Origin of the sequence: uncultured Marixanthomonas sp. (assembly GCF_963974425.1) — a bacterium.
In the GTDB taxonomy this organism is placed as follows: Bacteria; Bacteroidota; Bacteroidia; order Flavobacteriales; family Flavobacteriaceae; genus Marixanthomonas.
The window spans coordinates 71,434-87,427 of sequence record NZ_CAXBCK010000008.1 but is presented as its reverse complement, the minus strand read 5'-3'; the positions used below and the strand labels follow the sequence as shown (position 1 = coordinate 87,427).

General features: G+C 36.2%; 12 protein-coding genes and 1 pseudogene. 11 read left to right on the top strand and 2 right to left on the bottom strand.

Annotated elements, in window-relative coordinates:
• From AACZ92_RS03635 to AACZ92_RS03605, 7 genes and pseudogenes are all read left to right on the top strand, one after another.
• Nucleotides 1-509, top strand: a pseudogene (locus AACZ92_RS03635) (hypothetical protein); the annotation flags it as partial.
• A 3-nt stretch (nucleotides 510-512) separates the two neighbouring features.
• Nucleotides 513-1,370 carry a hypothetical protein gene (locus tag AACZ92_RS03630; RefSeq protein WP_339697235.1) on the top strand — a complete coding sequence of 286 codons (858 nt, stop codon included), beginning with the start codon at nucleotides 513-515 and terminating at the stop codon, nucleotides 1,368-1,370.
• Nucleotides 1,371-1,376: 6 nt separating this feature from the next.
• A complete protein-coding gene (locus tag AACZ92_RS03625; RefSeq protein ID WP_339697233.1) occupies nucleotides 1,377-1,763 on the top strand; it encodes a DUF4280 domain-containing protein in 387 nt (128 codons plus the stop codon).
• Between the two features lie 3 nt (nucleotides 1,764-1,766).
• A complete protein-coding gene (locus AACZ92_RS03620) occupies nucleotides 1,767-2,120 on the top strand; it encodes a hypothetical protein (RefSeq protein WP_339697231.1) in 354 nt (117 codons plus the stop codon).
• A gap of 153 nt (nucleotides 2,121-2,273) precedes the next feature.
• Nucleotides 2,274-4,553, top strand: coding sequence for a DUF5675 family protein (locus AACZ92_RS03615; RefSeq protein WP_339697229.1), 2,280 nt, complete (start codon nucleotides 2,274-2,276; stop codon nucleotides 4,551-4,553).
• Nucleotides 4,546-5,667, top strand: coding sequence for a hypothetical protein (locus AACZ92_RS03610; RefSeq protein WP_339697227.1), 1,122 nt, complete (start codon nucleotides 4,546-4,548; stop codon nucleotides 5,665-5,667). Before AACZ92_RS03615 ends, AACZ92_RS03610 begins: the two co-directional genes overlap by 8 nt.
• Before the next feature lie 376 nt (nucleotides 5,668-6,043).
• A complete protein-coding gene (locus tag AACZ92_RS03605; protein ID WP_339697225.1) occupies nucleotides 6,044-6,295 on the top strand; it encodes a M23 family metallopeptidase in 252 nt (83 codons plus the stop codon).
• Nucleotides 6,296-6,506: 211 nt separating this feature from the next.
• On the opposite strand, the gene AACZ92_RS03600 is transcribed toward AACZ92_RS03605, so the two are convergent.
• On the bottom strand, nucleotides 6,507-8,729 hold the full coding sequence (locus tag AACZ92_RS03600; RefSeq protein WP_339697222.1) for a TonB-dependent receptor: 2,223 nt from the start codon (nucleotides 8,727-8,729) through the stop codon (nucleotides 6,507-6,509).
• 84 nt (nucleotides 8,730-8,813) lie between these two features.
• Nucleotides 8,814-9,233: a hypothetical protein gene (locus AACZ92_RS03595; RefSeq protein WP_339697220.1), complete on the bottom strand. Its 420-nt coding sequence runs from the start codon at nucleotides 9,231-9,233 to the stop codon at nucleotides 8,814-8,816.
• A gap of 137 nt (nucleotides 9,234-9,370) precedes the next feature.
• Between AACZ92_RS03595 and uvrC the strand changes: the two genes are divergently transcribed.
• The 4 genes from uvrC to hppD all read left to right on the top strand — a co-directional run bounded on the left by uvrC (nucleotide 9,371) and on the right by hppD (nucleotide 15,914).
• Nucleotides 9,371-11,167, top strand: coding sequence for an excinuclease ABC subunit UvrC (gene uvrC, locus AACZ92_RS03590; protein ID WP_339697218.1), 1,797 nt, complete (start codon nucleotides 9,371-9,373; stop codon nucleotides 11,165-11,167).
• Complete coding sequence (locus tag AACZ92_RS03585; RefSeq protein WP_339697216.1) at nucleotides 11,164-13,401, top strand: patatin-like phospholipase family protein; 2,238 nt, start codon at nucleotides 11,164-11,166, stop codon at nucleotides 13,399-13,401. The genes uvrC and AACZ92_RS03585 overlap by 4 nt, the downstream gene beginning before the upstream one ends.
• A gap of 61 nt (nucleotides 13,402-13,462) precedes the next feature.
• The gene (locus tag AACZ92_RS03580) at nucleotides 13,463-14,626 is read left to right on the top strand and encodes a homogentisate 1,2-dioxygenase (RefSeq protein ID WP_339697214.1); all 1,164 of its coding nucleotides are present in this window, start codon (nucleotides 13,463-13,465) and stop codon (nucleotides 14,624-14,626) included.
• A 127-nt stretch (nucleotides 14,627-14,753) separates the two neighbouring features.
• A complete protein-coding gene (gene hppD, locus AACZ92_RS03575) occupies nucleotides 14,754-15,914 on the top strand; it encodes a 4-hydroxyphenylpyruvate dioxygenase (protein WP_339697211.1) in 1,161 nt (386 codons plus the stop codon).
• Nucleotides 15,915-15,994: the final 80 nt, after the last annotated feature.

The window sequence follows — 15,994 nt, the reverse complement described above, 5'->3', positions numbered from 1 at the left end:
GCAATGCGGAACGACCCTACGTAATGGGAGCATTGTACCACGGAAACCATAGGCCACAAAGCTGGAAAACCGAGAAAAATGATATTAAAGCTATCCGTACACGGAGTGGGCATACTATAGAGCTTAACGACGCCAGCGGCTCTGAATTTATCATCATAACCGATAAAAACCAAAATTTAATCACCATAGATACCGCCAATAATAATATGACGATTACGGCAAATGAGAAGATGACTTTTAATGCTAAAAATATGGAATTTAATGTGGTAGAGGATATGGATATGAATATCGGGCAGAACAAAACGGAACGTATTGGCCAAAACCATAATACAAATTCAAGTAACAGTATGGAAATGGTTTCACAAGCAAAATCGGTAAATGTGGGAGCATTGTACAATCAGTATTCCGCTGCTGCTAATTTAATTGCCACTGCTGGGGATATGATGATCCATTCAAAAGGGGTTTCAACCTTTCAGGGGAATGCCGATGTAAAAATTAGCAAAGGGTAATATATGAAGTTTGTTCCAGAGTTTTTTGAAATAACTTCGCCTTCCGTTCAACAGACAGCGGAATATATTCAAAAAGTGTATTCAGAAACGAACATAAAAAATATAAAAAAAAAGCAGACGGTAACCAGACACTTAAACGTTGAAATAGAACCGCTAGAATCGAAAAATACAATTGTAGCTATAAAAACGGAAAAGGAAGAATTAACCTTAGATTCAATTCTGAAAAAACAAGAAAATATTTCGAAAGAAATTGCGAAGACTATCGATTTTGTTCAGCTTAAAGTAAATCCTTTAGGTGAAATTATTAGAATCTTGAACCAAGATGAGATACTAAATAAATGGTATCCAATAAAAAGAAAACTAACAAATGAGTACCGCGGAAAAAGTTTTGATGCCTATGTAAGCGGTATTGAAAAAAAAATAGAAAACCACGATGCCTTATTGGAAGATTTTAAACAATATAGGCTATTTGGAGGCCTCTTTAACGCCATTTGTTTTGAACACAGCACAGATGCTTCAAAATACAACCAAAGGGACCGTGCTATCGATAATTTTATTTTCAATACAACACTGCATTTTAAGGAAAGCGTTTTGTTGGAAAAAGTTGGGGAACGAGAGGTTACATTGAAAGTTAAGGGTGATTTTGATCCTGAAAAGAACGATTTAAAAGTAGTAATGAACGAGTTTGATAAAAAAGGTATTAAAGAAGAGTCGAAATTAAAATTGAAAAAATATTCAGGCTCCTATTTGATAGACAAAAACTCAAACGTAATTAAAAATATGCAACTGACCACAGAAGTCGCTTATGGAGCAGATTATTATAAGAAAATAGAATATAGCTTACAAAAACAGATAAAATAAAGCAATATGGCCGGGAAAAACTATGTATGCAACAACGCAAAACTGGAATGCAGCCTTTGTACAAAACCTGAAGGAAAACTTGTGGTAACATCCAACGATGTAAAGCTACAAGACAAAACCTGGGCTACAGTAAAAGACAGCGCCAAATCCAACTTGCAGTTTACTGGAAATTGCAAAAAAAGCGATAAACAGAGTGTGCCCTGCGCTGCGCTCATTGCACCAGTAAAATGGATTAATACTGGAGACATTTTAATACAAAGCAATAAGGCTTTATTGGAATGTTCTACTATAAAGTGCAGTTACGGGGGCGTGGATATAAAAATAAAAGATCACATCCAAAAATCTGAAGTTGATAGTATGGAGCCGACGGATGTGGAAGGTGTTGCACCATAGACAATGAAGTATTTTATTTCAATATTCTGCATCCTACTTATAATATCGAGTTGTTCAAAATTTGAATTAAAAGAAGTTTATAAAAGTCCAGATAGTAACTATAAGTTGGAAGTTTTTATTGAAAAAGAGTATAAACCAATAGCCTCATTGTCAAGCGAAAGTGGATATAGAAAAACGTATGTAGTTTTAAAGGACATTAAAAATAATGTAATTTTTGAACCTGATTTATTTGATAGCTGTACATTTCAGCTTATAGATTTTTCAATTGACTGGAAAAGTAAAGAAGGTAAAGTGTATTTTACAAAATTTAGCTATATAGATATTAAAAATAAGACGATACATTGTCTGGAACCATAAAATTTAAAAAGAAGAAACGCACAAACTATAAAACGTAAAGGTATGTTTGAAGCAATAGGTGATTTTTTTAAGCGAGTAGGCCAGTGGATAAGCGGTCTCTTTGGTGGTGAGGATACACCTCCTGCCACACCGGGGCCTGAACCGATCATCGAGGTGGATCCGTTTGAACAAGCAAGTGAAGACGTGGCTGAAGAAACAAATTTTGAAACCAACGAGCAAGATCCACAGGCCACAGAAACTGAAACCGCCGAGGCTGAACCTGCTGTGGAGCAAGAAACACCTACTATGAATTCAACCGCTGCCAATGATGCTTCGACGGATGGAATTATTGACGCCTATTTTGCCAAGAAAGTAATCGAAAAGGTAAAGACAGATAATCCTGGCAATCCTTACCCTTATCAATTCAATTATGATGGCAATGTCATTACCGATGCGAACAAGCCAAATATTGCGCAGATTATCCTAACCAATTCAGCGTCTGATTTAGAGACACGAAACGAATATATTGAGTTACCTGATATCCTTGGGGTATTGGAGAACACAACCTACGACAGCGATGATGTATTGCAAATACCTACTCGAACACTGGAAGACCAAGAGAAATTCGAAAAAATAGACAGTTCTGCTTTAGAAAGTGACATCTATATCTTCGCTAAAACAGGAAATTTAGATGGCAAAGAGATCACCATAACCATTCTCGAAAAAGAGGAACTCTTAGTAGGATCAGATGCGCCTCTACCGGTTTTGTTGAGAGACCACGAGGTTGAAGAGAGCCAAGCCAGTGAAGATTTACAGGAAGTCACCGAGTTGGTAGAAACGATAGACGAATCTTATGTCGCTATTCCTATAAGACTTCGACCTTCGGATGATGAGGATTTGGAGGAGTGGAAAAATATGATGGCAGGTGAACTTGAAGAAGAAGAGGACAGCGATGAGGGTTCTGAAGAACAAGAGCCTGAAACTGATACAGAAAATGACGTGCCGCCACCCGAACCGGTAACATATACTGTGCAAAATGGTGATATTTTATCCATTATAGCAGGGAATTATCCTGGAGTAAGCTGGCAGGATATACAGGCTGCTAATAATATTACCAACCCAACCCAAATCCAACCTGGACAAATTTTAATTATCCCCGTTAATGGAGTGGTGCCTGCAACGAATGCAGAAGGAAACGGTACAGAAGGGGAAGAAGCAGAACGGCAAACGGTATTCTTATGGCTTAAAGTAGCCGCTGAAGGTGACGAAGAAAGCCATGAAGAAGAGTTTTTAAATGAGAATGATGAAGCTTATTTTGAGATTGGAAATAAATGTTCTTGTGATAGAGGTTTCACTGTATCAGAAATGCAAACTATTATTGATACACTTCGCGATGAAGAAAATGCCACTTTATTTACCGCGGGAAACTGTGATATTCCAGAGGTAGATAAAACTATGGAAAGATTTACTGAAGTACTCAATGAGATATTTGAAACTTATGGTATTACAAAGTGTATAAGAAAAATTCATTTTTTAGCTCAAGTCTATCATGAGTCTGATAGGTTGAGAACTACTGAAGAATATAGTACAACAGGTCGATATGCACCATACATAGGTAGAGGCATTATGCAACTTACTTGGGAAGTTGGTTATAAGGCATATTCTAGTTTCACTGGAGAAGATTTTGTGACTAATTATGAAGATATAAGAAATGACTTGAGAAATGCTTTGGATTCAGCAGGATGGTATTGGAGGCAAGGTAAGCAGTTAAATGCGAGCGGTACAACCTGGTCTCCACCTAATGGTTCAACATATGTGTCAAGAGATGATTTAAGTTATACAAGAACAATTATTGAATACACTTATGAAGAGGTAGCCCAAAGCTATGGGACAGTTAATTTAAGCGATATTGCAGATGATGATGAAGGAGATTTGATAAGCTGGCTTGTAAATGGGGGAAGTAATGGTAGGCAGGAAAGATTAGACTTTATTGATGATTTAAAAGAAGTTTTTCAGTACCCTGAGCTTTGTGTAAATACAGGGTTGGTGATAAGATTAGTGAGAAAGTGGGAAACAGAAAATTCGACTATAGGAGAATTTACAATCGATAATTCTGATGTAAGTGGATATATGCTTGAAGAGAAAGGACCAGACACGACACAGTCTGGCTTGGAGCAAAGAGTTCCCACAGGCACTTACGATTTGGAATGGCATAATGGAACTCGTTTTCAGGGAGTCCTTAAATTGTCAAATATCGAAGTTTCAGCAGCTCGTGCTATTCTTATACATGGAGGGAATACAGCTGGCGACACCGAGGGATGTTTATTGCCAGGATCCACGCGTGATACAGATTTTGTAGGAGGAAGTCAAGCAACACTATCAGAAATTCACGAGGTTGTTGAAGAAAAAGGTATTGATGGGGCACAAATAATAATAACAGAGGACTATGAATAGATATATTTTAATAGGTTTTATATTTTTTATCACAATTTCTTGCAAAGAAAAGAAAACAGAACCGCAATTGAGTAATGTTTACTCAAATGAAAAAGTTGAACTAGCTCAGAAAGACTTGGCTATGCTTAAGAAAGCCTTTGCAGAAAAGGATGAGGCATTGTTTATGAAACAATTCCCAGATACATTCAATGAGTTTCAAAATTATTTTGGATGGGATCCAGAAAACAAAAAACCCCAACCCTTGTATAAGGAGAGCTTAGCGTACATAAGATATTGGTTTTCGTTACTTTCAAAAAAAGAATTCATCAAATACCAAAAGCAACTAATAGAAATTTCAGAAAACGGCCATTGGGAGGCAGATGGCATCAACTATTTTCAAGATGGTGCATTAATGTTTATCAAAGAAAACAAAAAGTATAATCTGATAAATGAATTGAATAACTCGAAGGCAAAATCGGTATTGTTTTTCCTTTTTGATGGACCGCACCCTAGAAAGGATACAGAATTTATTTCAAATTTAAATCCCGAAAAGCAAGCTATCACAAAAATCTTATTTGAAACTAATTTCAATCAAAATGAAGCAAAGCAGGAGGTAGAAATTAATAGAAAACCTCTAAGAGAGTTTTCATATTTTGAAAACAGCCCTGACTATTTTATAGAAAACATCGACATAAACAAAGACGGAAAACCTGATAAAGTTGTGAGCAGTAAAAAACATAAAGGAAATCAACTCTTTTTTTACCTGAAAAACGACAAAAAATATAAGTTTGCATTGGAAAGTATTAATTTTTCTGAAGATGGCGGCAATGTCATAGATACAATTTATAAACCGAAAGGAAACTCTGTGTTAGCAATAAAAACATATTTTCCAGATGGAGGCTATTTAACGGCCACTCATTATATTAATTATGATGATAGGAGCTGGACTTTGCAAAAGACTATTTATAAGACAAAAGTAAGTAATGAAAAGGAAACGACTGTTTATTCTTGCGAGGTACCTCAAAATCTTTTGTTGAAAAAATTAACAGATTCAATAGTTGCGCGTCAAATCAAATATATTCCCAGCGAAAAAGACAGAGACACAAATTGCGATAAAAAAGTGATTGCGAACTAATATTTCTATAGAATTGATAAGAGTAGGTTGAAATATAAATTTCGTAATATGAAATATATAGTAATAACACTTTTTTTGCTATATCCTTCAGCAGTTGTAAAAAAATAATGATAAGGTTATAAGTCTGGATGCTGAAATCCAGAAGAGTGCGATTGAAAATCACACGACCTTGCTAAAGGAAGTAAGGTTCAAAATTGAACATCTTACATCTAATTTAATATATAACAAAGAAATTATTATTTTAGATTATAAACTCAAACTTGCCTCCTCTGACTTAAACATTTTTACAAGATTATTTTTGAAGATAGTTTAGTTAATGATTATGAATACACCAAGCACGAAATAGACTTTTTTGATGAAGAGCGAATTCAGGTTTTTGAAAACGGAACAGAACCAATACTATATCATCTTACCTTCTATAAGTAACGAAACTGAGTACTATTTTTTCTATGCAAACCTCTCCCAAGTTGATGTTGAAGAAAATCAAGAAGTTAGTGCAGGTGGTGTGATTGGCCAAACAGGTCAATCTGGTAATGCAAATGGTCAATCAGCAAGGATGGCTCACCTGCATTTCGAAGTACGCAATTCGGCTACTCGTGGAAGTGGAAACCGTATTATCCTACGGTAATAACAGAGCTTAATGATGTTGATACTTGGCCATGCTTATTGAGGGTTGGGAGATAAACCAAAAGCAAAAGAAGCTTATTCTAGTTATATTAGACTTATGAAAGATACAAACAAGGAAACTGAAATACCTAAAAGAGTTATGGAAAGACTCAAATAAAAAACACAGTACAAATTCATGCACTGTGCTTTTTTATAAAAATTACTCTGAATTTTTAAAAATTAACCGTTACTTTCCCTCTTATAAAAAGGGGCGTTCCTGGTGTAAAGTGTATTTCTTCTGTGGGTTCAGCTTCATTAAATAAACGACTTTCGGTGGCGAATTGTGTTTCGTTCCATTCGGTATCGAATAGGTTTTCAATAATCACCCCAAAAACTAAGTTTTTATAGGTATAATTAATGTTGAAATCGGTTACAAAATAGCCTTCGGCCACAATACTGTTGTCTTCATTAGCCGCACGATCCTTGATGTAACGGTAATTTAATCCGCCGGAAAAATCACCAATATTATCAAAAGCAACACCTCCGGTTGAGGTCAAGTCTGGAGCTAACGGTATGTAATCTTCGCCATCTGGAGCTTCAGTGCTTCGGGCATACGTATAATTTATATCACCAAAAAAGTACATCCAATCGGTAGCTTCATAACGAACACCAAAATCGACTCCCATTCTACGGGTTTTCCCTCTAGGTTCTACAATGGCAGCATCGCCTACATACACAAATTCTTGATCTAAGAACAACGTCCAAAGAGCGGTATTCAGGATTAAGTTATCTGTTACTTTATAAATGGCTCCTAAATCGGCTCCATAAGCTGCTGGCAAAATATCTTCACCGCTATTAGCTACTACCACACGACTATCATTGGAGTGAAACCCTATTCCTGTTTTCGCGAATAATTGTAGTTGACGGTTAGGACTATATACAAAGTTTAATTTCGGACTGGCGAACACTTTGCTTTCACTTTTATTATCATATGTTTCAGTTAAGAAATTTTCATAATCGAACTTAAAATAGTCTAAACGCAAGGCAGGATTTATTTTAAAATCACCAAAATCGAATTCTGTGTTTACAAATCCGAAAGCATTCATTTGATCTACATTTCCGAAGGCTAAATGCTCCAATAATTCATCTCGGTTCTTGGTTCTGGAAAGCTGAACATCATTTACATCATCATACCGAACACCACCACCGGCTGTATATTCAAAATCGAAAGCATCTGCTTCCAGTTTCTCTGTATAAGCTGTTTTAAAGCCGAAGAGACTACGGTCTTCTTTTTGTTTAATTTGATCGCCATTTACAGGATCTTCTAGAAAGAATGTAAAATTAGAATACAGCTCAAAATCATAATGTGTTACATAAGCAGTACTTTTCAACTTCTGTGTAGGCGAAATAATTTTGGTATGATTTAAAATTAGATTGGTCCGGCTAGTATTGCCACCTTCGGTATCATCGATAGCCCCAAAACGATCAATTAAACCTGCGTCCACAGCACGTTGAGGTATTTGTCCTGAAGCGTCCCATTTACTTTGTAAGTGCGATGCGCTTATACTCATGTGTTGATCGCCGGGAAGCTGAAAATTAAATTTTCCCATTACGTTGTATCTATTGAAATTTTGTGGTGAATCGTACGGACCATCAAAGGTGTTTATTGATGTAGCGATGTAAGCATTGCTTTTTTCAGTTTCTAAAACTTTAAACATTCCAACGGTTCTAAAGGAGTTGAAATCACCATATTCAACCGAAATGGAGCTGTTATCCAACTTATTTTTGGTTTTAAAGTCCACATAACCGGCAGTAGTAAAATCACCTTGGGCTGCATAGTAAGGACCTTTTCCAAATTCAATATTTTCAATGGTTTCTGGTATTAAAAAGTGTAAATCACTGTATCCTTGACCATGAGCATGCGATACCATATTAACTGGCATACCATCTACCGAAAGGCTAATATCGGTTCCGTGGTCAATATCGAAGCCACGAAGAAAAATCTGCTCTGCTTTTCCGCCACCGGCGTGTTGACCAATGATAAGTCCAGGAACTTTCCGTAGTATTTCTTGTGACGATTTTACTGGGTCGGTTTCTAAATCTACATCGGTCAATTGGTTTAGAGCATTTACTTGCGGTGTGATAATAATTTGTTCTAAACTTACTGACGCTTCGTTTAATACAATACTAACATCTTTAGTAAAACTTTCGGCAGTAACAGGAATTGTTCGGCCTTCGTACCCTAAATGCGAAATAAAAAGTTGATCGCCTTCCGTATTACCCTTTATAGTAAAGTTTCCGGAAATGTCGGTATGAGTATGAGTATTCGAATTTTTGTTGAAAACATACACGTTTTCAAGAGGGGTGTTGTTTTGGGTTACTATTTTGCCAGTAATGCTTTGCGATTGCGCAACAATAGAGCATAGTAATAGTACCCATAAAAATATAGGTTTCATAAATTTTATTTTTTTGAATAAATAGATGTTTCAGAATTGCCCATTTTAAGCGGGAAAAAGTATTTCTGAAACTTGAAAAACGGATTATGAAACTAATTCTCTAGGAGGAGGTGTTTGTACAGAACGTGAAGTGTGGTATATTCCGTAGTGATAAATAAATGTATGTTCTGTATGAGTTAAAATTACAGGTTTTAATTGAACATATTTCTGCGTAATGTGTTTGTCGTATTTTATTTCAAATAAAAGAGTGTCTTTATCAGAATCTGTATCGTCTGCAGAAAACAAGTTGTTGAAAAAGGCAATCGCTTTATGTTCGTGTGTGTGCTCCTTGTCCAATTCATGGTCTAAATCATGATGATGGTCTGCACTTGTGTGCGTTAAAGCGTGTGAAAGTTTGTGAAAACCTTCCGATAACGATTGCTGTAACGGAACTATAAGGTACAAAACAGCCAGCGATAGTATAAATCGCTTTTTTAAAAGGGAAAGAAAGGCTGTGTTAAACATTGAGTTGTGTTAGTTACTATAAAGTACGTAAAGAAAAGGAAGAAAGGTTTTTCAAAGAAGCCTGTTTAACCCTTTCTTAACAAAATTTCGTAGGTTATATGAAAAGTAAATTACAAAATAGCCACTATCTTTGAACTATGGCAGAAGCTTCGGTACAGCTACAGATTTCTACACTCCCTAACTCGCCTGGGGTATATCAATATTATGATAAAAACGAAAAGTTGTTATATGTTGGAAAGGCAAAAAATTTAAAGAAAAGAGTCTCCTCTTATTTTACCAAACAACACGATAATGCCCGTACTCGGTTATTGGTGAAAAAAATAAAAACCATAAAGCATATTGTTGTAGCTACCGAAACCGATGCACTATTGCTGGAAAACAATTTGATTAAAAAATACCAGCCTCGCTATAATGTCTTGCTTAAAGATGATAAATCGTACCCGTGGATCTGTATTAAAAATGAACGATTTCCAAGGGTTTTTCCCACTCGACGATTAATTAAGGACGGTTCAGAATATTTTGGCCCTTATACCAGCATGAAAACGGTACACACCTTGCTAGATTTAATTCGAGGGTTATATCAGCTTCGAACCTGCAATTACGATTTAGCCGAAGAAAAAATACGAAACGATAAATATAAAGTCTGCTTAGAATACCATTTAAGTAATTGTTTAGGGCCTTGCGAAGGCAAACAAACCGAAGCCGATTATAACGAGAATATAGAGGCGATACGAAACATTATTAAAGGAAATTTTAAAGATTCGCTCAATCAGTTTAAAGCTCAAATGAAAAAATATGCGGCCGATCTTAAGTTTGAAGATGCACAGCGTATTAAAGAAAAAATTGATGTACTAGAAAACTACCAAGCAAAAAGCACGGTAGTAAATCCGAAAATTAACAATGTAGATGTTTTTTCTATTACTTCAGATGAAAGCTACGGGTATGTAAATTTCCTTCAAATTTCCTTCGGAAGTATTATTCGTTCGCACACTTTAGAAATAAAAAAGAAATTAGACGAAAGCGATAAAGAGTTGCTCACGCTGGCTGTAATCGAATTACGACAGCGGTTTAATTCGCAATCTAAAGAGTTGTATTTGCCCTTCAAAATTGAAACGGAGGAAGGTTTAAAAGTACATATCCCAAAAGCAGGCGATAAAAAGAAAATACTCGATTTATCACTTCGTAATGCGAAATATTACCGAATGGAGCGATTTAAGCAGGCAAAAATTGTCGATCCAGATCGCCACGAAAACCGAATTATGGCGCAGATGAAAAAAGACCTTCGGTTGAGTGAAGAACCAAGACATATTGAATGTTTTGATAATAGTAATATTCAAGGGACAAATCCGGTAGCTGCTTGTGTGGTTTTTAAAAATGGAAAACCGAGCAAGAAGGACTACCGTAAGTTTAATATAAAAACAGTGGAAGGCCCGGACGATTTCGCCTCGATGGAGGAAGTAGTCTATCGCCGGTACAAAAGATTAAAAGAAGAAGAGCAACCTTTGCCACAACTTATCATCATAGATGGGGGGAAGGGACAGTTGTCTTCCTCTTTAAAAAGTTTAGATAAATTAGAATTACGCGGAAAGATTGCAATTATCGGTATCGCAAAACGACTAGAAGAACTGTTTTACCCCGATGATCCCATACCGTTGTATTTAGACAAGAAAAGTGAAACGTTAAAAATAATTCAGCAATTACGAAATGAAGCACACCGGTTTGGAATCACCTTTCATCGCGACAAAAGAAGTAAACAGGCTTTAGATACCGTATTAGAAACCATACCAGGAATAGGGGAGAAAACAGTAATTCAGTTATTGAAACAGTTTAAAAGCACGAAGCGTATAAAAAATGCAAGTTTTGATGAATTAGCTGATGTAGTGGGGACGAGCAGAGCAAAAAAAATAGTCACGCATTTTCAGGAAACTAAATGAAGCAGATATTAATCATACTATGCATGTTGCTCTCAGGGATTCTTTTTTCTCAAGAGAAAGAGAACCAAGAAGACCTAAAAGTCGGTTTGGTCCTTAGCGGCGGTGGCGCCAAAGGCTTGGCGCATATTGGAGCGTTAAAAGTAATTGAAGAAGCGGGTATTCGGGTAGACTACATTGGAGGGACGAGTATGGGAGCAATTGTAGGGGCTTTGTATGCATCGGGATATTCAGCAAAACAATTAGACTCTATTTTTAACATGGTCGATTTTAATACGTTGATTCAAGATGATATTCCACGAAGCGCTAAAACGTTTTACGAAAAAGATGAATCTGAAAAATACGCCATTAGTTTACCGTTCGATGATTTTAAAGTAGGGTTTCCCTCAGGGCTTTCAAAAGGACAGAATGTATATAATCTACTCTCAAAGTTAACCCTTCATGTGAGTGATATTGAAGATTTTAGTAAACTTCCTATTCCATTTTTTTGTGTGGCCACCAATGTGGAAACCGGTAAAGAAGTTTTATTAGACAAAGGGTATTTACCTAGAGCCATTACCGCAAGTGGAGCCTTGCCGTCTTTATTCTCACCAGTAATAATAAACGATACGGTCATGGTAGATGGCGGCGTGGTTAACAATTATCCAGTGGATGAGGTGCGAAATAAAGGAGCAGATATTGTAATTGGTGTCGATGTTCAAGACAGTTTAAAAAGCCGAAAAATGCTAAAATCGGCATTTGATGTATTGGTGCAAATAAACAATTATCGCACCATCGAAGATATGGCAGAGAAGAGAGAGCGGACGGATATTTATATAAACCCGAATATTAAAGACTTTTCGGTGGTTTCATTTAATGAGGGAAAAAAAATAATCGAATCAGGAGAGATTGAAGCCAATAGGCTAAGAGAACAATTAGATAGTGTAGCTTCTCGTCAAAAAACACATAAAAAGCAAAAGGTAGATTTCTTCAGTGAAAATTCCATTTTTATTCAATCGGTTAGTATTAGAGGTAACGAAAATTATACCCGTGCATATGTTTTAGGAAAACTAAAACTAAAGGTACCTGCAAAAATAAGCTATGACCGTTTTAATGAAGGGGTTAACAACCTATCGGCAACAGGCAATTTTCAAGATATAAATTATCGATTGGAGACTAATGAAGATAATACGTACGACCTTATTTTTAATTTACGGGAAAACGAATCTAAAATGTTAATGCGTTTAGGGGCCCATTATGACGATTTATACGGGACGGCTGCTTTAATGAACGTAACCCGAAAAAGAATATTTACCAATAACGATATTGCTTCATTAGATTTTGTGGTGGGTGATAACATTAGGTACGATTTCAACTATTATATTGACAAAGGATTTTACTGGAGCATTGGTTTAAATTCTCAGTATACTTTTTTTGATAAGGATGTAGACATTGATTTTCTTTCTCCTGAATTACCTCCAGAAGAAAATTCACAAATAAATAAATTAGAGCTCGAGTATAGTGATTTAACCAATCGTATATTTGTAGAAACACTTTTTAGAAGAAGTTTTTTATTAGGTGCCGGAATAGAACATAAATGGTTGCGATATCTTTCTGAAACTATAGGCATTGATGAAGAAGGTATTCCTCGAACTGTTTTTGAAAGCACAAACTATTTTAGCACCTACGGATATCTTCGTTACGATACGTTTAACAATAGCTTTTTTCCAAATGATGGGTTTTACTTCAACGGAGATTTTCATTTATATCTTTTTGGCGAGGGTAGAAACACAGGTTTCGATCAGTTTTCAATAGCTCAAGCAAAAGTTGGCTATGCACAGTCTTTTTCAAGCAAACTTTCGGCAGTGATTACCACAGAAGGTGGTTTTAAAATAGGAGATGATTCAACTCACTCGCTAGATTTTTTCCTAGGTGGCTATGGATATAGACCTATAAATAATATAAAACAATTTTATGGGTATGAAGGTTTAAGCCTCCGTGGCGATACCTATTTAAAATCTTCTTTGACGTTAGATTATGAAATTTTCAGAAAAAACCATATCAACATAGCAGTTAATATTGCTAATGTAGGCGACGATCTTTTAACCGATGGAAAATGGATAGACGGCATTGACTACAGTGGCTTCGCCTTAGGATATGGTATGGAAACCTTCTTAGGTCCCCTTGAAGTAAAATGGGCTTTTTCACCGGAACGGGATGAAAGCGAATGGCATATTGCTGCAGGGTTTAGGTTTTAGCATAACCTTAAAACGAAAACAGTGATTTTTTTCCGATATTTGTGTAGAAAATAAGCACATTATGCCATTCTATCATAAATTAGGTAAAATACCTCATAAAAGACATACGCAATTCCGTAAACCAGACGGTAGTTTATATTCTGAACAACTGTTCGGAACCATTGGTTTTGATGGTATGTCCACTAATAGTTATCACGAACATCGCCCTACTCAAGTTAAGGAAATTGAGAAACAATATAGCGTTGCACCTAAAATTGCGAAGCATAATAATATGCAGTCGTATAAGTTTAAGGGGTTTAATGTGCAACCCGAAAAAGATTACTTACAAAGCCGAAAAACAGTATTGACAAACAGCAATTGTAGTATTATCCTTGCTGCACCACAAGAATCGCAAAAAGATTATTTTTATAAAAATACAGATGCTGACGAGCTAATTTTTATTCATAAAGGCAGCGGAAAGCTACGAACGCATTTAGGGAATTTGGATTTTAAGTACGGGGATTACCTTATAGTGCCTCGCGGTATTATTTATAAAATAGATTTTGAAACTGAAGATAACCGCCTTTTTATTGTAGAATCTAGAAGGCCTATTTACACTCCAAAACGCTATAGAAACTGGTTTGGGCAATTATTAGAACACTCTCCTTATTGCGAACGCGACTTACGCAGACCGCAAGAATTGGAAACTCACGATGAAAAAGGCGACTTTTTAATAAAAATAAAAAAGCAGGATGATATTTTTGAAATGACCTACGCCACCCATCCGTTTGATGTGGTAGGCTACGATGGTTATAATTATCCGTATGCCTTTTCTATTCACGATTTTGAACCTATTACCGGACGTATTCACCAACCCCCACCAGTACACCAAACATTTGAAACCGATGCTTTTGTGGTATGTAGTTTTGTGCCGCGATTATATGATTATCACCCAGAGTCTATTCCGGCACCGTATAATCACAGTAATATTGATAGTGATGAGGTGTTGTATTATGTAGATGGTGATTTTATGAGCCGTAACGATATTGATGCAGGTTACATTTCATTACACCCGGCAGGAATACCTCATGGGCCACACCCAGGAGCGACTGAGCGTAGTATCGGCAAAGAAAAAACAGGCGAGTTGGCTGTGATGGTCGATACATTTAAACCGCTAAAGGTAACTGAAGACGCGTTAAAATTGGCCGATGGCACGTATTATCAATCTTGGTTAGAACATGACTAAAAAAACAAAATCTTTGAAAAAACTAGTTATTTCAGCACAAATGCGCGCTATGTGGTAATTCTCTATAATAAGTAGATTTATTATTATTCAGAAAAAACAATAACGCATTCATTAAAAACTAAACACAATGAGTAAAGACATAAAATCAGTAGATTACGGATTAGAGAAAATATTTGAGGGAGCACAAGATTTCCTTCCTCTATTAGGAACGGATTATGTAGAGTTTTACGTAGGAAACGCCAAACAAGCAGCTCATTTTTACAAAACTGCTTTTGGTTTTCAATCATACGCCTATAAAGGTTTAGAAACGGGAAGTAAAGACAGTGTTTCGTATGTGCTTAAACAAGATAAAATTCGTCTAGTACTTACAACACCTTTAAGTTCAAAAAATCCAATTAATGACCATATTGTTAAACATGGTGATGGTGTAAAAGTGGTGGCACTTTGGGTAGAAGATGCTCGAAAGTCTTTTGAAGAAACCACCAAACGCGGCGCTAAGCCATTTATGGAGCCAACCGTTGAAAAAGACGAACATGGCGAAGTGGTGCGGGCCGGAATTTATACCTATGGGGAAACCGTACATATGTTTGTAGAGCGTAAAAATTATAACGGAACTTTTATGCCAGGCTTTAGAGAGTGGAATCCAGATTACAATCCAGAACCAGTTGGTCTTAAATACATAGACCATATGGTTGGTAATGTAGGTTGGAATGAGATGAACACATGGGTAAAATGGTATGAAGATGTGATGGGTTTTGTAAACTTCCTTTCGTTTGACGATAAGCAAATTCACACCGAATATTCTGCCTTAATGAGTAAGGTGATGAGTAATGGGAATGGAAGAATTAAATTTCCTATAAACGAGCCTGCAGAAGGAAAGAAAAAATCACAAATAGAAGAATATTTAGATTTTTATGAAGGGTCAGGAGTACAGCACATCGCTGTTGCTACCGACGATATTATTACTACGGTTTCAAAATTAAGAGAGCGCGGTGTAGAATTTTTATCCATTCCTCCAGAAGAATATTACAATGCTGTACCTGCGCGGTTAAAAGAATTTGAGCATGAATTAAAAGAAGACATCGAAAAATTAATGAGTTTAGGGATTATGATCGATGCAGATGAAGAGGGGTATCTATTACAAATTTTCACAAAACCTGTAGAAGATAGACCAACTTTATTTTTTGAAATCATACAGCGTATGGGTGCTAGAGGATTTGGCGCCGGTAACTTTAAAGCGTTATTCGAGTCTATAGAACGCGAACAAGCATCAAGAGGAACCTTGTAAATAAATGTAACATATAATAAACTCCATCGTCTTAAAGATGGAGTTTATTTTTTTGGAATAAAACTTGTATAGATTCTTAT

Excerpts from the sequence above, each read along its gene's own strand:
- AACZ92_RS03630 (WP_339697235.1), top strand. The coding sequence starts at position 513 with ATGAAGTTTGTTCCAGAGTTTTTTGAAATAACTTCGCCTTCCGTTCAA.
- AACZ92_RS03585 (WP_339697216.1), top strand. The coding sequence starts at position 11,164 with ATGAAGCAGATATTAATCATACTATGCATGTTGCTCTCAGGGATTCTT.
- AACZ92_RS03625 (WP_339697233.1), top strand. The coding sequence starts at position 1,377 with ATGGCCGGGAAAAACTATGTATGCAACAACGCAAAACTGGAATGCAGC.
- AACZ92_RS03580 (WP_339697214.1), top strand. The coding sequence starts at position 13,463 with ATGCCATTCTATCATAAATTAGGTAAAATACCTCATAAAAGACATACG.
- uvrC (WP_339697218.1), top strand. The coding sequence starts at position 9,371 with ATGGCAGAAGCTTCGGTACAGCTACAGATTTCTACACTCCCTAACTCG.
- AACZ92_RS03610 (WP_339697227.1), top strand. The coding sequence starts at position 4,546 with ATGAATAGATATATTTTAATAGGTTTTATATTTTTTATCACAATTTCT.
- AACZ92_RS03600 (WP_339697222.1), bottom strand. The coding sequence starts at position 8,729 with ATGAAACCTATATTTTTATGGGTACTATTACTATGCTCTATTGTTGCG.
- AACZ92_RS03595 (WP_339697220.1), bottom strand. The coding sequence starts at position 9,233 with ATGTTTAACACAGCCTTTCTTTCCCTTTTAAAAAAGCGATTTATACTA.
- hppD (WP_339697211.1), top strand. The coding sequence starts at position 14,754 with ATGAGTAAAGACATAAAATCAGTAGATTACGGATTAGAGAAAATATTT.
- AACZ92_RS03620 (WP_339697231.1), top strand. The coding sequence starts at position 1,767 with ATGAAGTATTTTATTTCAATATTCTGCATCCTACTTATAATATCGAGT.